17 protein-coding genes are annotated in these 18290 nt (G+C 71.0%); 12 read left to right on the top strand and 5 right to left on the bottom strand.

Annotated elements, in window-relative coordinates; genetic code table 11:
* Positions 1 to 110: 110 nt before the first annotated feature.
* The gene (locus GPA03_RS17835) at positions 111 to 1106 is read left to right on the top strand and encodes an aldo/keto reductase (RefSeq protein ID WP_156253406.1); all 996 of its coding nucleotides are present in this window, start codon (positions 111 to 113) and stop codon (positions 1104 to 1106) included.
* A gap of 1 nt (position 1107) precedes the next feature.
* Here the strand turns inward: GPA03_RS17835 and GPA03_RS17830 are convergent, their stop codons facing one another.
* Positions 1108 to 2004: a phosphotransferase gene (locus tag GPA03_RS17830; protein ID WP_156253405.1), complete on the bottom strand. Its 897-nt coding sequence runs from the start codon at positions 2002 to 2004 to the stop codon at positions 1108 to 1110.
* A gap of 231 nt (positions 2005 to 2235) precedes the next feature.
* On the opposite strand from GPA03_RS17830, the gene GPA03_RS17825 reads away from it, so the two are divergent.
* A complete protein-coding gene (locus GPA03_RS17825; protein WP_156253404.1) occupies positions 2236 to 3798 on the top strand; it encodes an HNH endonuclease in 1563 nt (520 codons plus the stop codon).
* Between the two features lie 20 nt (positions 3799 to 3818).
* On the opposite strand, the gene GPA03_RS17820 is transcribed toward GPA03_RS17825, so the two are convergent.
* Complete coding sequence (locus tag GPA03_RS17820) at positions 3819 to 4586, bottom strand: sulfite exporter TauE/SafE family protein (RefSeq protein WP_156253403.1); 768 nt, start codon at positions 4584 to 4586, stop codon at positions 3819 to 3821.
* A gap of 167 nt (positions 4587 to 4753) precedes the next feature.
* Between GPA03_RS17820 and GPA03_RS17815 the strand changes: the two genes are divergently transcribed.
* Genes GPA03_RS17815 through GPA03_RS17795 form a run of 5 tightly spaced genes read left to right on the top strand, consistent with a single transcriptional unit; the run spans position 4754 to position 11238 of the window.
* Entirely contained in the window at positions 4754 to 5134 is a 381-nt protein-coding gene (locus GPA03_RS17815) for an SHOCT domain-containing protein (RefSeq protein WP_156253402.1), read from the top strand.
* 59 nt (positions 5135 to 5193) lie between these two features.
* On the top strand, positions 5194 to 6990 hold the full coding sequence (locus GPA03_RS17810) for an SLC13 family permease (RefSeq protein WP_156253401.1): 1797 nt from the start codon (positions 5194 to 5196) through the stop codon (positions 6988 to 6990).
* On the top strand, positions 6990 to 8051 hold the full coding sequence (locus GPA03_RS17805; protein WP_156253400.1) for a lysylphosphatidylglycerol synthase domain-containing protein: 1062 nt from the start codon (positions 6990 to 6992) through the stop codon (positions 8049 to 8051). Before GPA03_RS17810 ends, GPA03_RS17805 begins: the two co-directional genes overlap by 1 nt.
* Entirely contained in the window at positions 8048 to 9706 is a 1659-nt protein-coding gene (locus GPA03_RS17800) for an AbgT family transporter (RefSeq protein WP_156253399.1), read from the top strand. Before GPA03_RS17805 ends, GPA03_RS17800 begins: the two co-directional genes overlap by 4 nt.
* A gap of 23 nt (positions 9707 to 9729) precedes the next feature.
* A complete protein-coding gene (locus tag GPA03_RS17795) occupies positions 9730 to 11238 on the top strand; it encodes a leucyl aminopeptidase family protein (RefSeq protein WP_156253398.1) in 1509 nt (502 codons plus the stop codon).
* A 13-nt stretch (positions 11239 to 11251) separates the two neighbouring features.
* Here the strand turns inward: GPA03_RS17795 and GPA03_RS17790 are convergent, their stop codons facing one another.
* Positions 11252 to 11497, bottom strand: coding sequence for a response regulator transcription factor (locus GPA03_RS17790; protein WP_156253397.1), 246 nt, complete (start codon positions 11495 to 11497; stop codon positions 11252 to 11254).
* Between the two features lie 162 nt (positions 11498 to 11659).
* Between GPA03_RS17790 and GPA03_RS17785 the strand changes: the two genes are divergently transcribed.
* From GPA03_RS17785 to GPA03_RS17765, 5 genes are all read left to right on the top strand, one after another.
* Positions 11660 to 13387, top strand: a complete 1728-nt coding sequence (locus GPA03_RS17785; protein WP_156253396.1) for a nitrite/sulfite reductase — start codon at positions 11660 to 11662, stop codon at positions 13385 to 13387.
* Positions 13384 to 14124 (top strand): phosphoadenylyl-sulfate reductase, encoded by a 741-nt coding sequence (locus GPA03_RS17780; protein ID WP_156253395.1) that lies wholly within the window; start codon positions 13384 to 13386, stop codon positions 14122 to 14124. The genes GPA03_RS17785 and GPA03_RS17780 overlap by 4 nt, the downstream gene beginning before the upstream one ends.
* 80 nt (positions 14125 to 14204) lie before the next feature.
* Positions 14205 to 15140, top strand: a complete 936-nt coding sequence (gene cysD, locus GPA03_RS17775) for a sulfate adenylyltransferase subunit CysD (RefSeq protein ID WP_156253566.1) — start codon at positions 14205 to 14207, stop codon at positions 15138 to 15140.
* Positions 15140 to 16474 (top strand): sulfate adenylyltransferase subunit 1, encoded by a 1335-nt coding sequence (locus GPA03_RS17770; RefSeq protein WP_156253394.1) that lies wholly within the window; start codon positions 15140 to 15142, stop codon positions 16472 to 16474. Before cysD ends, GPA03_RS17770 begins: the two co-directional genes overlap by 1 nt.
* Positions 16475 to 16659: 185 nt before the next feature.
* Complete coding sequence (locus GPA03_RS17765; protein WP_156253393.1) at positions 16660 to 17238, top strand: hypothetical protein; 579 nt, start codon at positions 16660 to 16662, stop codon at positions 17236 to 17238.
* Positions 17239 to 17252: 14 nt separating this feature from the next.
* On the opposite strand, the gene GPA03_RS17760 is transcribed toward GPA03_RS17765, so the two are convergent.
* Both GPA03_RS17760 and GPA03_RS17755 read right to left on the bottom strand, forming a co-directional pair.
* On the bottom strand, positions 17253 to 17738 hold the full coding sequence (locus GPA03_RS17760) for a DUF1269 domain-containing protein (RefSeq protein ID WP_156253392.1): 486 nt from the start codon (positions 17736 to 17738) through the stop codon (positions 17253 to 17255).
* Positions 17739 to 17948: 210 nt separating this feature from the next.
* Positions 17949 to 18278: a DUF2200 domain-containing protein gene (locus GPA03_RS17755; RefSeq protein ID WP_156253391.1), complete on the bottom strand. Its 330-nt coding sequence runs from the start codon at positions 18276 to 18278 to the stop codon at positions 17949 to 17951.
* Between the last annotated feature and the right edge of the window lie 12 nt (positions 18279 to 18290).

Genomic DNA, 18290 nt, shown 5'->3' with positions numbered 1-18290 from the left:
TTCTGTGGCGCCGTTCTCGGACACCCCGGGCGGGACAGTACGGTGCGGCGTACGAGCTCGCCGCCCGGGTCCGAGCTCGCCGATCCCCTGGACAGGCAGCCGAGGCAACGATGCAGACACGCCCCCTTCCCAAGCGACCTGATGTACACCTGACGGCGATCGGCTTCGGCGGCGCCCAGGCCGGCAACCTCGGTCGCCCGCGCACCGACGAGGACATCGCGGCCGCCGTCGGGACCGCCTGGGACAGCGGCATCCGTTACGTCGACACCGCTCCCCACTACGGGCTCGGGCTGTCGGAGCGGCGGCTCGGTCCGCTGCTCGCCGAGCTGCCGCGCGAGGAGCTGGTGCTCTCGACCAAGGTGGGGCGGCTCATCGTCGACTCCCCCGAGACCGCCGGTGGCTCCGATCTGGAGGACGGCGGTTTCGCCGTCCCGACCGATCGACGGCGCGAGTGGGACCTCACGCGGGACGGGATCCGACGTTCGATCGAGGACTCGCTCGAGCGCCTGGGTCTGGACCGGATCGACATCGCCTACCTGCACGACCCCGAGGAGCGCATGGACCAGGCGGTCGCGGAGGCGATCCCGGCTCTGGTCGAGCTGCGCGAGGAGGGCGTGCTGAGCGCCGTCGGGGCGGGGATGAACTTCTCCGAGCACCTGGCGCGGTTCGCGCGCGAGACCGATGTCGACGTGCTCATGTGCGCGGGCCGCTACACGCTGCTCGAGCAGCCGGCACTGACCGACCTGCTGCCCGCCGCGACCGAGAACCAGGTGGGGATCGTCATCGCCGGCGTCTACAACTCCGGGCTGCTCGCGCGGCCGCGACCGCGCGAGGGCGCCACCTACAACTACGCGCCCGCGCCCGAGGAACTGCTGCGCCGGGTGCACGCGATCGCCGATCTCTGCGAGCAGCACGGCGTCACGCTGCCCGAGGCTGCGGTCGCCTTCGTGAGCGGTCACCCCGCCGTGGTCTCGACCGTCGTCGGGATGAGATCGGCGCAGGATGTCACCGACGCCGTCGCCCGGGAGCGGGCCGAGGTCCCGGCCGGGCTGTGGGACGACCTCCGAAGCGCTGGCCTGCTCGCCGAGGACGCGCCGACGCCGTAGCTCAGGCCTCGGCCGCGATCAGGGCCAGCGCACGCTCAGCGAGCCCGGCCATGCCCGGGTTGGTGCCCTCGTAGTAGCCGCGCGCGTTGAGCGCCTGCAGCTGCGCCCAGCCACGCGCCCTGCGCACATCGGCCTCGGTCGCCTCCAGAGCAGTGAGGTAGTGCTGCCCGGCAGGCGAGGCCACGCCGTCGAACAGATACCAGCAGGGCGTGAGGTCGAGCGCGGGGTCGGTCACGTTGAGGGCTCCGAAGTCGATGACGCCGCTGAGCCGCCCCTCCGCGAGAAGGAGGTTCCCGGGGAGGAGGTCGCCATGAGTCCATGCCGCGCCCGAGGGGCCGACGGCGGAGCGCGACTCCTCCCACGCCCTCACCATGGTCTGTGCCTCCACGCGCTGCCCGAGCTCGGCGATCCGCAGGCCGACGACCTCGTCGTGCAGGGCCAGCTCGCCACCTCGCGCCGACGCCGGGAGCGGCGGCGCACCCTCGATCGGGACGGTCCGCAGCGAGAGCACGAAGGTGGCCAGATCGGCGGCGAGCAGCTCCGGATCGGCCTGGGCCTCGGTGGCGGCTGCGCCGGGCAGCCATCGCTGCACCGACCAGGGGTGCGGAAACTCCTCGGTCGGTTCTCCGAGGAGCAGGACCTCAGGGACGGGCAACGAGAGACGGTGCGCCATCGCCGCCAGCACCGTGCTCTCCTTCGCAGCCTGGGTGCCCGCCCAGGCGGAGCGGGGAAGCCGCAGCGACATGTCTGCGCCGAGCCGGTAGACATCGTGGTCCGTGCCGAAGTGCTCCACGAACGCCAGCGGGAGGTCGGCCCATTGCGGCGCCTGCTCGGCCAGCAGCCGGCGGGCGAGCGGGGCATCGGTGAGGGTCTCGTCGTCGTGCATCGGGGTGCGCATCGGGTCGATCCTGGCGGGCTCGCGCGGCGTGGTCGAGCTGATATGCCCTCGCCCCAGCAGGGCACGGGCATCGTGCCGAGCGGGCCGGCGCGCACGGCGTGCCACGGGCCATGGGCGAACGGGTGCCTCAGCACTGTCAACAACCAGCACGGATGTCGTGCACTCCGACGCGGCAGAAGAAGGTCCACCGAGGGGTTGTGCGGTGTCTGCGGACACGCTATTGTAGAACACATGTTCGACTCATTGGCGACGAGTGGCGGCGGTTCCGCGTCACAGACGACGCAGCATGCCACTGCTGGTGTTGTCACCGCGCCAGCGCTCAGGGCTGCGGTCGCGGCGCTGGCGGCTGCCAGCGGGCCGGAAGGATCAGGTGCCGCGGCCGATGCCGAGCGGCTCGAGCTCATCCGCGCACTGGAGGACCTCAAGAACGCGGCCGCGGGCTGCCAGGCTGCGCTCACGGCAGCCTTCGATGCGTCCCAGCTGGCGCAGCAGCGCGATGCCGGCCTCCCGAAGCACCGGCGCGGCCGCGGGATCGCGGCGCAGATCGCGCTGGCCCGGCGGGTCTCACCGCACCGCGGTCAGCAGCATCTATCACTCGCGCGGATCCTGCAGTCCGAGCTTCCGAGCACGGCGCGTGCCATGCGGTCCGGGCTGATCACCGAACGATCGGCCACGTTGATGGCGCGGGGAACCACCTGCCTCAGTCGTGAGGATCGGCTGCTGGTCGACCAGCAGGTCGCCGGCGATCCCGAGGCGGTCGAGCGGCTGGGTGAGCGCGGGGTGCAGGGTGCTGTCGCGCGGTGGGCGTCCCGGCTGGACCCTGCGGCGGTGGTCGGGCAGCGCCGCCGCGCCGAGTCGGAGCGGTGCGTGACGCTGCGGCCCGCACCGGACACGATGACCTACCTGACGGCGCTGCTGCCGGTCGCCGATGGTGTGGCGGTCTATGCCGCGCTGACTCGCGCAGCCGACAGCGCCACCGCCGCTGGCACCACCCGCACCCGCGGCCAGCTGATGGCCGACATGCTCTGCGAGTCGGTACTGGCCGGCGCGACCGCCGGTCCGGGAGCCGCCGCGGCCGGAGGTGAACGGGCCGACTGTGGGGCGATGCGACCTGCACCGGCTACCGGCACTGGACCGGCTGCCGCGCACACCTCGGATGTCGATGAACCTGCAGGCGTGAGTGTGACCGAGATTCGCGGCGCGCCCGCGGGCACCGGCGTGGTGATCAACCTGCTGATGACCGAGCGGCAGCTTTTCGGAACCGGCGAGGTCAGCGAGGGCGAGGTGTTCATGGAGGGCTACGGGCTCGTCGATGCCGATCTTGCGCGGCAGATGGCAGCACTCACGCCCGCCGACCGAGTCTGGCTGCGCCGGATCTACGCCCACCCGACCAGTGGCGAGCTCGTGGCGCTCGACTCCCGCCGGCGTCGCTTCCCGACCGGAGTCCAGCAGCTGATCCGACTCAGAGACCAGTACTGCCGCACACCCTGGTGCGGAGCACCGATCCGACAGGCTGACCATGCGCGCTCGCACGCCCGGGGCGGAGGCACGTCGCTCAGCAACGGTCAGGGCAAGTGCCAGGCATGCAACCTCGCCAAGGAGGCACCGGGGTGGAGCACCGAGTCCGTCGATGAGGGCGGCGGTCGACATCGGGTCGTCACCACCACGCCCACCGGCCAGCAGTACACGACCGGTCCACCCGAACCGCCCGGCCCCCGATCCCCCAGGTCGGGCACGGACAGAGAGCGCCGGCGCGAGGTCACCTTGACGTTCCGGCCCCGCAACGTGGCCTGAGTCTCGACACCGCGCCGCGGTCAGCGGACCAGCAGGTACACGGCTCCCAGGACGCTGAGTGTGATGACCGTCCACTCGAACATCCGCCGGCTGATCCTGTGGACGATCAGCCTGCCCACCAGCGCGCCGAGCACCACGAAGGGCACCAGCGCGAGGTCGAGCAGCAGCAGCTCGGCGCTGAACAGACCGAGGCCGGCCGAGAACGGCACCTTGCTGAGATTGACCACGAAGTAGAACCAGGCCGATGTCCCGAGGAACACGGTGACCGGGAGCCGCACCGCGAGGAAGTACATGCTCATCACCGGCCCGGCGGCGTTGGCCACCATCGTGGTGAACCCGCCGAGGCTTCCGTAGACAGCGCTCTGCGTTAGCGCCGTTCCGCGACCGGTCTCGGCGACCTCCACGCCCGCCCGCTCGCGCCGCTCCGCACGCCGGCGCTGCACCAGCCCCAGCGCGATCACGCCGATGAGGATCACCGCGATGACCCGCCCCACCAGCGCGTCCGAGGCCTGCGAGAGGAACACCGTCCCGAGCACCAGGCCCACCAGCACCGGAGGTATCAGCCTCCGCAGGATCCGCCAGTCCGCGTGCCGGCGGTAGAAGACCACGGCGAACACGTCGGCCACGATCAGCAGCACCAGCAGAGCCGCCGTGGAGGGCTTCGCCGGCAGGAACATGGCGAACAGGGCGACCGCGATGTTGGCGCCCGGGATGGCGGTCTTGCTGATTCCCACCGTCACGGCGCCCAGGGCGAGAGCGGCCCAGGCGAGCAGCGACAGATCCGGCACCGGTGCAGTGTGTCAGGATCGACACCGAGGCCGTGGAGGCCGGTCGACCACCGAGACCGGGCCCCCTGCCCGGACCCCCTAGTTCTGGGGATATCGGCGGCGACGACGCCGCCACTACGCTCCGACGAAGATGCCACCCACCGACGGGCGACATCCGGGCGGCCTAGGTGTCCACGTTCTGGCATTGGTTCTGGCTCGTCATCGAGATCTTCCTGCTTCTCACCTACCTCACGGTCTTGTTCCAGATCTTCGGCGACCTCTTCCGGGACCGCAGCACCGGCGGCCTCACGAAGGCACTGTGGTTGCTCCTGCTCTTCGTGGCGCCGCTGCTCGGCGCGCTGATCTACCTGCTGGTCCGAGGCAAAGGCATGGCGGAGCGAAGTGCCGCCGTCGCGGAGCGCACGAAGGCGGCCGCCGACGCCTACATCCGTGAGGTCGCAGCCTCCCCCGCGCAGGAGATCGCGCAAGCCAAGCAGCTCCTCGACGCGGGGACCATCACGCAGGACGAGTTCGCCGGCCTCAAGGCCAAGGCACTGGCGACACCATGAGCGTCTCCGCCCGGCCCAGCCCCCCGACCTGAGGGCCGGCGCGGGATCAGGGGGAGACGATGTCCGACGCCACGACCAGCCTGGTCGTCCTCGCAGCCACGGTCGCCCTGTTCATCTGGAACCGGCTCCCGGTCGGCATCGTCGCGGTCATCTCAGCTCTCGCGCTCTACGTCACCGGCCTGGTCGACTCGACGACGGCGGTCGCGGGCTTCGGCGAACCGATCGTCGTGTTCATCGTCGGCCTGTTCATGGTCTCCGAGGGTCTGGACGCCTCGGGCGTCACCGGCTGGGCAGGCCAGACCCTCGTGCGGCGGGTCGGCACCCGGCGGGCGGCGCTGCTGCTCGGGCTGACCGCGCTCGCCGCCCTCATGGGTGCTTTCGTCACCCCGAACGGTTCCGCCGCGGCGCTGCTGCCCGTGACCGTGGTGGCGGCGAGGCGGGCCGGGGTCCTGCCGGCCACGCTGCTGATGCCGGTGGCGTTCGCGGCGAGCGCCGGTGCCCTGCTGGTGCTCTCGGGCAGCACGGTCAACGTGATCGTCTCAGACGCCCTCCACGAGCTCACCGGTGAAGGGTTCGGGTTCTTCGAGTTCGCGCTGATCGGCGGACCGCTGGTGCTGGTGACGATGGTGGTCTGCCTCGCGGGGGCCGGCCGGCTGGTGCCGCACCGCGACCCGATCGAGCAGACCGCGGATCTCAGCGGGCACGTCGACACCCTGATCGAGGGCTACACGCTCGAGCAGGGCTTCTACCGGTTGCTGGTGCCGGCGGGCTCCAGCCTGGTGGGCAAGATCGGCACCAGCGTCGCGACCGCGGCGGTGACCCCCATCGCGCTGCAACGCCCCGACGGCGCGAGCGCACCCCCGGACGCCCACCTCGCCGACGACGACGTGCTGATCCTGTCCGGCAGCTCCGAGCAGGTCGAGTCGATCAGGGCGGAGCACGGGCTTTCGGTGCTGAGCCGCCCGCTCACGCGCGGATCTCCCGGCAACCTGCTCTCGGACGCAGCCGGCATCGCCGAGGTGGTCGTGCCACCCCGGTCCAGACTGGTCGGCGAGCGCGTCTACCCGGGCACCACACGCGGTGAGCTCACGCTGCTGACGGTGGGCCGCTTCGGCCGCAGCCGCGGCCCCCAGGGCACCGTGCTCCACGAGGGCGACATGCTGCTGCTGCACGGACCGTGGGCGGCCGTCAACGACCTCGCCCGCGAGTCCGACGTGCTGCTGATCAGCGACCCCGACCTGATCCGCCGCCAGAACGCACCGCTGGGTCGGCGCGCCTGGCTCGCACTCGGGGTCCTCGCAGTCACCGTGGCGCTGCTGGCCACCGGCATCACCTCCCCGGCGATCAGCGCTCTCGTGGGGGCCGGTCTGATGGTGCTCACCCGCGTGATCACGCCCTACCAGGCGTACCGCGCCGTCTCGTGGCAGACCGTCGTGCTCATCGGTGGGCTGATCCCGCTCTCGGTCGCGATCGCCAGCTCGGGCGCGGCCGACCTCATCGCCGACCTCATCGTCGACCTCGTGGCCGGCACCGGCCCTCGGGTGCTGCTCGCCCTGCTGTTCGCCGTCACGGTCGTGCTGGGCCAGGCGGTGAGCAACACCGCCACGGTCCTGATCGTCGCGCCGATCGCGCTCGCCGCCGGCGAGGCCGCCGGGGTCGGTCCGGCACCCGTGCTCATGCTGGTCGCCGTGGCGGGGGCCGCCTCGTTCCTCACGCCGATCGCCACCCCGGCGAACATGATCGTGATGGGCGCCGGCGGCTACCGGTTCGGCGACTACTGGCGACTCGGGCTGGTGCTGACGCTCGTGTGGTTCGTCGTCGCCGTAGCCCTCATCCCACTGATCTGGGGGTCCTGATGGTCCGGCCCACGAGCCTCGGACGGCGGCTGCTGCGCTGGGCGATCGCGCTCGCCGTCGCGATCTTCGCCTGGTTCGCGCTGCAGCGCCTGATCGGCCGGGTCGACTGGAGCGCCGTCTGGGGCGCGCTGTCGGGCCTGGCCGGCTGGGTGGTGCTGCCGCTGCTGCTGGCGCTCGTGCTGCGGCAGCTGCTCAACTCGGTGCCACTGACCTACTACGTGCCCGGCCTGACCCTCGGCAAGTCGATGCTCAGCGACACCACCGCGAACCTCGTGGGCACCTTCGCACCACCGCCCAGCGACCTCGTGGTGCGGATCTCGATGTTCCGCTCGTGGCGCCTGGACCCGGCCGCCGGAGTCACCGGCGGTGCGCTCAACACGGCCAAGTTCTACGCCATCCGGTTCCTCGCCCCGCCGCTCGGGCTCCTGCTGCTCGGCGTCCACGAGGCCGAGCGCCGCCAGTGGCTGCTCGCTCTCGCGTGCGTGGTGGTCGCTGCCGTGCTGCTCGGAGGGCTCGTGCTGCTGCTGCGCTCCGACGAGATCGCCGGCTGGCTGGGCCGCACTGCCGGATCGGTGGTGCGGCGGTTCCGCAAGGACGTCGACCCGCGCGCCTGGGCTGACTCCCTCGTGGACCTGCGGGCACGCTCGGCCGACTCGCTGCGCCGCGGGCTGCTGCCCTCGATGCTCGCCCTCGTGGGCATGGTGCTGGCCGACGCCACGATCCTGGTGCTCTCCGCCCGGGGCGTGGGGATCCCCGCCGGCACGCTGACCGCGCTGGAGATCATCCCCGCGCTGCTCATCCTGTACCCGCTGACGCTGCTGCCGCTGTTCGGGCTCGGTGTCCTGGACGCCGTGCTCGTCGGCTCACTCACAACCATGGCCGGGCTCGCCTACGAGGCCGACGTCGTGGCCGCCGTCGTGATCTGGCGCTTCACGACGATCCTCGGCACCCTCGCGCTCGGCCTGGTCACCCTCGGCTGGTGGCGACTCACCACACGCAACGTCGACGACGAGGGCGATCCCGCCGTCACCCCATCCGGAGAAGAGAGAAGAACCCCATGAGCTCTGCGGCCGACACCACCTCGCCGGGCGCCATGGCCCGGTTGCTCGACGGCATCGAGCGACTCGGCAACAAGGTCCCGAACCCCACGCTGCTGTTCGTCTACCTCATCGGCTTCATCGCCGTGCTGTCGATGCTGCTGGCCTGGGCGGGTGTGTCGGTGACGGACGACGTCGTCGTGCCGGTCCCCACCGACGACTTCCTCGCCATCAACGAGCACCTCGGTGGCACCTACTCGCTCTACGACTCCACCACCGGTCTCCCGGCCACGCTGCCGGAGTTCGTGGTGGTCGAGGAGGAGTTCCCCATCCGCAGCCTGATCTCGATCGAGGGCGCCCGGTTCTTCTTCTCCTCGTTCGTCGACAACTTCGCGGGCTTCGGCGTGGTGGCCGTGGTGATCGTGTCGATGGCGGGCGTCGGCGCCGCCGAGGCGGCGGGCCTGATGGCGGCGCTGATCCGCCGGGTCGTCAAGGTCGCACCGCCGAAGCTGCTGCCCTTCATCCTCATCTTCGTCGGCGTGCTGTCCTCGGTCGCCACCGACGCCGGCTACCTCATCCTCATCCCGCTCGCTGCAGCTGCGTACGCCTCGGTGGGCCGGCACCCGCTGGCCGGGATGGCCGGGGTGTTCGCCGCCGTCGGCGCGGTGTTCGGGGTCAACCTGCTGATCACCCCGAGCGACTCGATGATCACCGAGATCACCAACGACGTGCTCGGCACCCTCGGTATGGAATCCATCAACGTCACCCAGAACTTCTACTTCTCGATCGTCTCCTCCCTCGTCCTCGCGGTCGTGGTGACGTTCCTGACCACCAAGTTCGTGGAGCCCCGGCTCGGCAAGTACGACCCCGCCGAAGCGGGCAACGCGCTCGTCCCCGCCGAGGAGGTCGACGCCGCCGCCGAGGCCCGCGGGCTGAGGTTCGCCGGCTTCGCCGCACTCGGGGTCGTCGCCGTGATGCTGGCGCTCTCGCTGCCGCCGGGCGCCCCGCTACGCGACCCCGCGACCGGCGATCTCATCGGCACCACACCGTTCATGGCGAGCCTGATCTTCGCCATCTCGCTGGCGTTCCTCATCTGCGGCATCGCCTACGGCCGCGGCGCCAACACGCTGAAGACCGGCGACGAGATCGTGGCGGCCATCTCCAAGACGATCGGCTCTCTCGGCGGCCTGCTCGTGATGTTCCTGATGATCGCCCAGTTCATCGCCCTCTTCAACTGGACCAACCTGCCCACGGTGGCCGCCGTCGAGGCCGCTCAGCTGCTCGAGCAGGCCGAGGTTCCCGCCCTGGTGCTGCTCATCGCGTTCATCCTGGTGATCGTCGTCCTCGACATCATCCTCCCCGGCCTCATCCCCAAGTGGGCGATCTTCGCGCCCGTGTTCATCCCGATCTTCGCGACGCTCGGCGTCGCGCCGCAGACGCTGCTCGCCGCCTACCGGGTCGGCGACTCACCGATCAACGTGGTGACCCCGCTGATGGTCTACCTGCCGTTCATCGTCACGATCGCGCAGCGGTACGTGAAGAAGTCGGGCCTAGGCACCGTGATCTCGCTGATGCTGCCGTACACGGTGGTGGTCCTGGTCACCTGGATCGTGCTCTACGTGGCCTGGTTCCTGCTCGGCATCCCCTGGGGTCCTGACGCCCCTGTCCAGCTCACCTGATCCCACCGACGAAGGAGTCCGTCATGACCACCCCACCGCTACCCGCCGCTGCCCCCGTGGACCGCCTCGTCCCGTCGTGGTTCGCCTCGATCGAGGTGGGCGTCGGCGACGGCACCTCCGCCGACGCGATCGGCCTGCCCGTCGCGCAGGGCGAGCCCGTGCCGGCCGACCTGGACACCGACCTCGACGCGCTCGCACGCGCCGGCTTCACACCGACGGTCGGATCGGCGCTGCCCGAGCCACGCCGCGACGGCCCCGCCCTCGTCGCGGTCGGCGTCGGCGAGCTCGGCGAGCTCACCGCCACCTCGGTGCGCGACGCCGCCGCCGCGTTCGCCCGCTCGGTGCCACGTGACGCGGCGCTCGCGATGCACGTGCCGACAGCCGACGGCGTGACGGCGCAGTCCGCTGCGGCGGCCATCGTCGAGGGGGTGCTGCTGTCCAGGCACCGGTTCGACCTGCGCTCGCAGGCCCAGCCGAAGGACCCGGTCGCGCTGACCGCCCTCACGCTCATCGCCCCCGAGGGCGCAGCGGACGCCGTGGCGGACGGCGCGGCGCGCGGCCACACGCTCGCCCGGGCTGCACTCGTGAGCCGTGACCTCGCGACCTGCCCAGGCTCCCTGCTCAGCGCCGATGCCATGGCGAGGGTCGCGGCCGAGCTCGGCTCCGCCGTCGGGCTGTCGGTCGAGGTGACCGATCTCGACGGGCTCGTCGAGCTCGGCTGCGGCGGACTGCTGGGGGTCAACCGCGGCTCGGAGCAGCCGCCCCGCATGATCACGATGCGCTACACCCCCGAGGGTGAGGTGGCGGGACGCCTGGGGCTCGTGGGCAAGGGCATCACGTACGACTCGGGCGGCATCAGCCTCAAGCCGGGCGACGAGTCGCACTCCCAGATGAAGAACGACATGACGGGCGCTGGCGCGATCCTCGCGGCGATGCTCGCGCTGCCGGCGCTGGGCGTGCGCGCGCAGGTGAGTGCGTGGCTGATGTGCACCGACAACATGCCCTCGGGCAGCGCGATGCAGCTCGGTGACGTGCTGACCACCCGCGGCGGCACCACGGTCGAGGTGCTCAACACTGACGCGGAGGGCCGCCTCGTGATGTCCGACGGGCTCGTGCTCGCGGTCGAGGCGGGGTGCGACGCGATCGTCGACATCGCCACGCTGACCGGTGCGTGCCTGCGGACGTTCGGCACCGAGGTGGCCGGCGTGATGGGCAACGACCCCGGGGTCGTCGATGCGGTGCGGGCCGCCGGTGACGCTGCCGACGAGCCGGTCTGGGAGCTGCCGCTCATCCGCTCCTACCGCCGTCAGCTGGACTCCGACGTCGCCGACATCAAGAACATCGGTGGCCCGAATGCCGGCGCGATCACGGCCGCGCTGTTCCTCGAGCACTTCGTGGCCGGGAAGCCGTGGGCGCACATCGACATCGCGGGCACTGCACAGGCCGGCGCGGTGGACGCCTGGACCAACGCCGGCCCCACCGGTTTCGGGGCCCGGCTGCTGTGCGAGCTCGCGACCTCGTTCGGGAGGTGAGCGCCGGCGGCGGTCAGGGCGCGGGCAGCACGCCGTCCTCGACCGCACGGCGGTAGAGGTCGATCTTGGTGTGAGCGGGCCGTTGGATCCGGGCGTACTTAACCCGGATCCGGCGGATGTGGTCGAGCACCGTCTCACGGGAGATGCCCAGCTGCCGCGCCACGTGATCAGCGGTGTCGCCGGCGGCGTACAGGCCGAGCACCTGCCGCTCGCGAGGCGTGATGCGCACGGCCACGAACTCGTCACCTTCGGTGAGCATCTCACCTCCACGGGCTTGCTCGACGACGACGCTGAGACGATCTTGGCACCGCGCCCACGGCTTGCGCAGGCCATCGCGTCATGTCGCAGCCCGCCCCGCCCACATGGTGGACCCTTCGAACCGACTCGCCCACGGCCAGCTCCGCTCGGTCATCGTGGAGCCATGCCCGCCACCACGTCCCACGCGCAGACCGACGAGACCAGCGCGTCATCGACACCCCGCGCCCGGGTGTCGGGGCCCGCCACGAACCGCTCGAACGGGCAGTGGCTGGTCGACGGCACCGAGCCCCTCAACCACAACGAGGAGTTCAAGGCCGCCGACAACCCGCTCAACGTGCGGCAGCGGATCATCGACGTCTACGCCCACGAGGGCTTCGACTCGATCCCCGCCGACGACCTCCACGGCCGGTTCCGCTGGATGGGCCTGTACACGCAGCGCAAGCAGGGCATCGACGGCTCGCGCACCTCCAAGCTCGAGGCCGACGCCCTCTCCGACCGCTACTTCATGATGCGGGTTCGCATCGACGGCGGGGCGCTCACCACCGAGCAGCTGCGGGTGATCGGCCGCATCTCGACCGAGTTCGCGCGCGGCAGCGCCGACATCTCCGACCGCCAGAACGTGCAGCTGCACTGGATCCGGATCGAGGACGTGCCGGAGATCTGGCGGCGCCTCGACGCGGTCGGGCTGCACACCACCGAGGCCTGCGGCGACTGCACCCGCGTGATCCTGGGATCCCCGGTCGCCGGGATCGCGATCGACGAGATCATCGACCCGACGCCGGTGATCGAGGAGATCACCAACCGTTACATCGGCGACCCCGAGCTCTCCAACCTGCCCCGCAAGTTCAAGTCGGCGATCACCGGGCACCCGAGCCTCGACGTCGTCCACGAGATCAACGACGTCTCCCTCGTGGGTGTGGTGCACCCCGAGCTCGGCCCCGGGTACGACCTGTGGGTCGGCGGCGGGCTGTCGACGGCGCCGCGACTGGCTGAGCGGCTCGGCACCTTCGTGCCCGCCGAGCGGGCGGCTGAGGTGTGGCTCGGTGTGGTGAAGATCTTCCGCGACTACGGCTATCGGCGCCAGCGCACGAAGGCCCGGCTGAAGTTCCTGCTCGCTGAGTGGGGTGCCGAGAAGTTCCGCCAGGTCCTCGAGTCCGAGTACCTCAGCGCGCCCCTGCCCGACGGGCCGGCTCCCGCGACGCCGTCGGCACCGGGTGACCACGTCGGCGTCCACGAGCAGAAGGACGGGCTGCGCTACATCGGCGTCGCACCGGTCGTGGGCCGGGTCGACGGCGGCATCCTCTCCCAGGTCGCCGAGATCGTCGAGGCGGCGGGTTCGAGGCGTGTCCGGCTGACACCGCACCAGAAGCTGCTCGTCCTCGACGTCGCACCGGACGACGTCGAGGACGTGATCGAGCAGCTCGACGCGATCGGGCTCTCCGCCCGGCCCAGCCCGTTCCGCCGCTCCACGATCGCGTGCACCGGCATCGAGTACTGCAAGCTGGCGTTCGTCGAGACCAAGGAGACCGCGGCACGGGCTATCGCCGAGCTCGAGAAGCGGCTCGCGGGCATCGACCTGCCGCACCCGATCGCCCTCAACATCAACGGCTGCCAGAACTCGTGCGCCCGGATCCAGACCGCGGACATCGGCCTCAAGGGCCAGCTCCTCGGCGGCAGCGAGTTCGGCTACCAGGTGCACCTCGGCGGCGGGCTCGCCACACAGGACCGCGACGACGCCGGCCTCGGACGCACCGTTCGTGGGCTCAAGGTGGCCGCCGACGAGCTCCCCGACTACGTGGAACGCGTGACCCGGCGGTTCCTGGCCGACCGGGAGGACGACGAGACCTTCGCCGTCTGGGCACACCGAGCCGAGGACGAGGCGCTGCGATGACCCACCCCACGAGCGTGACCAGCGCACGGACCAGGCGCAGCGAGGACGAGCTGCGCGCGATCGCCGCCGAGGGAGCCGCCCGGTTCGCCGGCGGCGGCTCCGAGGCCGCTGCCGAGGTGCTCGCCTGGGCGGCGGAGCACTTCGGCGACAAGCTCGCCGTCGCCTGCTCGATGGCCGGCGACACCGTGGTGGTGGACCTGGCCGCCACGGCGCTGCCCGGCGTCGACGTGCTGTTCCTCGACACCGGCTACCACTTCGCCGAGACCCTCGGCACCAGGGCCGCGCTGCAGGCCGTGCGCAACGTGAACATCGTCGACGTGGTGCCGGAGCGCACGGTCGCCGAGCAGGACTCCTTGTACGGGAAGGACCTGTTCGCGCGTGACCCCGGCAGCTGCTGCCAGATGCGCAAGGTCGAGCCGCTCGATGGCTCGCTCGAGGGCTACGAGGCCTGGGTGACGGGGCTGCGCCGCGAGGACAACGTGCTGCGTGCCGATGCCGCGCTCGTCGAGTGGGACGAGCGCCACCGCATGGTGAAGATCAACCCGGTCGCGCCGTGGAGCTTCGACGAGCTCCTCGACCACGCCGAGAGCCACCAGGTCCCGGTCAACCCGCTGCTCGCCGACGGCTACCCGTCGATCGGGTGCAAGCCGTGCACGCGGCCGGTGGCCGAGGGCGAGGACCCCCGGGCGGGCCGTTGGGCCGGGCTGGGCAAGACCGAGTGCGGGATCCACCTGTGAGGGCACCAGTGAGTGAGGACCGGAGCGGAGCGAGGACCGAAGCGAGCGTCGGTGCGCGACCAGAAAGCACGGTGAGCACCATCGCGACCACCGGGCTCGAGACCGCTGCCCACGAGGGCAGGAGCACCTTCGACCAGCTGGACCATCTCGAGAGCGAGGCGATCCACATCATCCGTGAGGTCGTCGGTGAGCTCGAACGACCCGTGATCCTGTTCTCGGGCGGCAAGGACTCGGTGGTGATGCTGCACCTCGCTGCCAAGGCGTTCTGGCCGGGCACGGTGCCGTTCCCGGTGATGCACGTGGACACCGGACACAACTTCGAGGAGGTGCTGGCGTTCCGCGACCGCACGGTCGAACGTCTCGGCGTACGCCTCGTGATCGCCTCGGTGCAGGACTACATCGACGACGGCCGGCTGGCTGAGCGTGCCGACGGCACCCGCAACCCGCTGCAGACCCAGCCGCTGCTGGACGCGATCAGCGCGAACAGGTTCGACGCCGTGTTCGGGGGAGCCCGCCGCGACGAGGAGAAGGCTCGCGCCAAGGAACGGGTCGTCAGCCTGCGGGATGCGTTCGGCGCCTGGGACCCGCGCAACCAGCGGCCCGAGCTGTGGAGCATCTACAACCCGCGTCATCGCCCCGGCGAGCATGTGCGTGTGTTCCCGCTCAGCAACTGGACCGAGCTGGACGTGTGGCGCTACGTCGAGCGCGAAGGCATCGAGCTCCCGCCGCTCTACTACGCGCACGAGCGCGAGGTGTTCGCACGCGACGGCATGTGGCTCGCGGTCACGCCGCACTCGCAGCCCCGCGCGGGCGAGGAGGTGGTCACCCGCCAGGTGCGCTACCGCACCGTGGGCGATGCCTCGTGCACCGGGGCGGTGCTCTCGGACGCGACGACCACCGCCGACGTGATCGTCGAGGTCGCCTCGACCACCGTGACCGAGCGTGGCGCCACCCGCGCCGATGACCGCATCAGCGAGGCCGCCATGGAAGACCGGAAGAAGGAGGGGTACTTCTGATGACCGCGATCCTGTCCACAGCGGTGGCCGAGCCCACCACGCGCATCACCTCGCTGCTCCGCCTCGCGACAGCGGGCTCGGTCGACGACGGCAAGTCCACCCTCGTGGGGCGACTGCTGCACGACAGCAAGAACGTCCTCGCCGACCAGCTCGACGCACTCGAGCGGCTCTCGGCCGAGCGCGGTCTCGACGGCGCTGATCTCGCCCTCCTCACCGACGGGCTGCGGTCCGAGCGTGAGCAGGGCATCACGATCGACGTCGCCTACCGGTACTTCAGCACCGGCTCGCGAGCGTTCATCCTGGCGGACTGCCCCGGCCACGTGCAGTACACGCGCAACACCGTCACCGGCGCCAGCACGGCTGATGCGATCCTCGTGCTGGTCGACGTCCGCAAGGGTGTGCTGGACCAGACCCGGCGGCACCTCGCGGTCGCCTCGCTGCTGCGGGTGCCGCACGTGGTGGTCGCGGTCAACAAGATCGATCTGGTGGACTTCGACGAGGCGACGTACCTCCGCGTGGTCGACCAGGTGGCCGAGCTGGCAGCGGCGCTGGGGATCGAGCGAGCGATCACGGTCCCGACGTCGGCGCTGGCCGGGGACAACGTCGTCGAGCGCTCCGCGCGCACCCCCTGGTACGACGGCCCCGCGCTGCTGGAGCTGCTCGAGCAGCTGCCGCCCGCCGAGGCCGTGCTCGACGAGGCGCTGCGCTTCGGCGTGCAGAGCGTGATCCGACCGCAGTCGGCTGCCGTCGAGCCGCAGTACCGCGAGTACCGCGGCTACGCGGGTCGCGTGGACGCCGGCGTGGTCCGGCCCGGCGACGAGGTCGTCGTGCTGCCCTCGGGCGTGCGGACCCGGATCGCCGCGGTCGACACCCCGGGAGGCGAGCTCGCCGAGGCCACGACGGGCCGCTCGGTGACGGTGCGCCTGACCGACGACATCGACGTGACGCGCGGCGATGTCATCGCCGCCGCCGTCGACGCCCCGACCCCGGTGCACGAGGCCGAGGCGATGTTGTGCTGGCTGGCCGGTGTTCCGTTGCGCGGCGGTCAGCGGGTGCTGCTCAAGCATGGCTCGGCCACGGTGCAGGCGATCGTCACCGAGCTGCACGGGCGCCTCGACCTCGACGAGCTGAAGCTGCATGCCGCCAGCGCGTTCGACCTCAACGACATCGGCCGCGTGTCGCTGCGTCTGGCCCGGCCGCTCCCGCTGGAGGACTATCGCCTCTCCCGCAGCGGCGGCGCCTTCGTGCTCATCGATCCGGTGTCCGGCGGCACCTTGGCCGCGGGCATGGCCCGCGACCCGGGCCGCACCACCTCGATCGAGTGGGAGATCTGAGGCCACCACGAGGTCGTCTGGGTCGAGACCGAGCCGGAACCACACGCTGGTCCGCGTCGTTGGACCAGGTGCAGGTGCAGCGACGCCATCGACAGAACAGGAGCACGATCATGGGATTCCTGGCCAAGTTGTTTGGACGCGACGAGTCCTACGCGCCCGGGGGGACGCCACGACAGGTGACACCGATGACACCTGACGAGCGAGCCGTGGACCGGTACCGCTATCTGCTCCGCACGGCGCCGCCGGACCAGGTCGAGCAGGCGCACGCCGAGGCCTTCGCCAAGCTGTCCCCGGAGCAGCGCCAGCAGGTGCGGTCCGAGCTCGGCGCCGCCGTGCCGGAGGCCGACCGACCGGCGACGGACTCGCCGACCGATCTCGCCCGCAGCGCCACGCGCGCGGAGGTGCGTGAGCCGGGCACGCTGGAGCGCACCTTCGGCGGCCGCGGTGGCGCGGGGATGGGCGGGGTCGGTGCGGCGTTCGGCGGCAGCCTGCTCGGGACCGTCGCAGGCGTGGTCATCGCATCCGCGGTCGCGCAGTCCATGTTCGGTGCGGCGTTCGCCGACCCCACCGCCGAGGCCCCCACCGATGGGGAGTCGGGCGGCGCCGGCGGAGGCGAGTCAGGTGGCGGAGGCGAGTCAGGTGGCGGCGAGTCAGGCGGCGACGGCGGGGCCGAAGCAGCCGGTGGGTTCGACCCGGGCGGATTCGACGGCGGCGGTTTCGACGGCGGTGGTTTCGACGGCGGTGGGTTCGACGGCGGTATCTGAGTGCCGCCGCACGATCACCTCTCGAACGCCTGCTTGATGTCCTCGAGCTCACCCTCGACCAGATTGGTCGAGATGAGGCGGCCGCTCTGGCCACGGAACCGCTCGGCGAGACGGTCGAGGTCGCTGTCGGAGGAGACGACGAACAGGGCGGAGGTCCCGGGGACCACCTCCTTGCCGATCTCGTCGAGCTGATCGGAGGTGATGCCGATCCCCTCGACCTTCTTGCGCAGCACGTTGATCGCCGCGCCCGCAGCGGCGCCGACCATCGGCAGGAAGAACAGCGAGCCCAGGATGGTGCCGATCAACGCACCCCACCCGGCGGCCCGCCAGTCGTCACGCGTCTCGTACTTCACCTTGGGCTGGTCGGCCCCCAGCGCCCACTCGACGACCGCGTAGTCCTCGACCTTGACGAGCTTCTCGCTCCAGGCCTGCTTGAGCGTGGTCGCTGCGGTCTCGGCGCCTTCCGGGGTACCGAACTTCCAGGCGGTGAACGTGGTCATGATCGTGCCTTCGTCAGACGGATGGGCAACAGTCTTGCCGGTTCCACGGACCACGTCAGGCAGATTCCCCTGGAAGTCTGGGGCGATGTCGACCAGCGCTGCCCTCGGTCCTGAGTCCGTCGTCGCCCTCGCGGCGACCCACGGTCTGACGATCGACCCGGGCTCGGTCCGCCTCAACCATGCTGGCGTCGGCCGGCGGAGTGGCGGCTGCTACGCATTCCGCAGGATCTTCTCCATGGCCTTGCCCTGGGCGACCTCGTCCACGAGCTTGTCCATGTAGCGGATCTTCTGCATGAGCGGATCCTCGATCTCCTGGACCTTGTACCCGCAGATCGTTCCGGTGATCAGTGACGCCGCCGGGTTGAAGGCGGGCGCCTGCCCGAAGAAGGTCTCGAGATCGACCTCGGTCTCGAGCACGGTACGCAGACCGTCGTCGTCGTAGCCGGTCAGCCAGGAGATCACCTGGTCGACCTCAGCCTGGGTGCGCCCCTTGCGCTCCACCTTGGTCACGTAGTGCGGGTAGAAGCTCGCGAGCGGCATTCGCCGTATCCG

This window comes from Pseudactinotalea terrae (genome assembly GCF_009733845.1).
GTDB classification, from domain to species: domain Bacteria; phylum Actinomycetota; class Actinomycetes; order Actinomycetales; family Beutenbergiaceae; genus Pseudactinotalea; species Pseudactinotalea terrae.
This window is presented reverse-complemented; position numbering and strand designations above follow the sequence as displayed.

Excerpts from the sequence above, each read along its gene's own strand:
- GPA03_RS17835 (WP_156253406.1), top strand. The coding sequence starts at position 111 with ATGCAGACACGCCCCCTTCCCAAGCGACCTGATGTACACCTGACGGCG.
- GPA03_RS17830 (WP_156253405.1), bottom strand. The coding sequence starts at position 2,004 with ATGCGCACCCCGATGCACGACGACGAGACCCTCACCGATGCCCCGCTC.
- GPA03_RS17825 (WP_156253404.1), top strand. The coding sequence starts at position 2,236 with ATGTTCGACTCATTGGCGACGAGTGGCGGCGGTTCCGCGTCACAGACG.
- GPA03_RS17810 (WP_156253401.1), top strand. The coding sequence starts at position 5,194 with ATGTCCGACGCCACGACCAGCCTGGTCGTCCTCGCAGCCACGGTCGCC.
- GPA03_RS17805 (WP_156253400.1), top strand. The coding sequence starts at position 6,990 with ATGGTCCGGCCCACGAGCCTCGGACGGCGGCTGCTGCGCTGGGCGATC.
- GPA03_RS17800 (WP_156253399.1), top strand. The coding sequence starts at position 8,048 with ATGAGCTCTGCGGCCGACACCACCTCGCCGGGCGCCATGGCCCGGTTG.
- GPA03_RS17795 (WP_156253398.1), top strand. The coding sequence starts at position 9,730 with ATGACCACCCCACCGCTACCCGCCGCTGCCCCCGTGGACCGCCTCGTC.
- GPA03_RS17790 (WP_156253397.1), bottom strand. The coding sequence starts at position 11,497 with ATGCTCACCGAAGGTGACGAGTTCGTGGCCGTGCGCATCACGCCTCGC.
- GPA03_RS17785 (WP_156253396.1), top strand. The coding sequence starts at position 11,660 with ATGCCCGCCACCACGTCCCACGCGCAGACCGACGAGACCAGCGCGTCA.
- GPA03_RS17780 (WP_156253395.1), top strand. The coding sequence starts at position 13,384 with ATGACCCACCCCACGAGCGTGACCAGCGCACGGACCAGGCGCAGCGAG.
- GPA03_RS17770 (WP_156253394.1), top strand. The coding sequence starts at position 15,140 with ATGACCGCGATCCTGTCCACAGCGGTGGCCGAGCCCACCACGCGCATC.
- GPA03_RS17765 (WP_156253393.1), top strand. The coding sequence starts at position 16,660 with ATGACACCTGACGAGCGAGCCGTGGACCGGTACCGCTATCTGCTCCGC.
- GPA03_RS17760 (WP_156253392.1), bottom strand. The coding sequence starts at position 17,738 with ATGACCACGTTCACCGCCTGGAAGTTCGGTACCCCGGAAGGCGCCGAG.
- GPA03_RS17755 (WP_156253391.1), bottom strand. The coding sequence starts at position 18,278 with ATGCCGCTCGCGAGCTTCTACCCGCACTACGTGACCAAGGTGGAGCGC.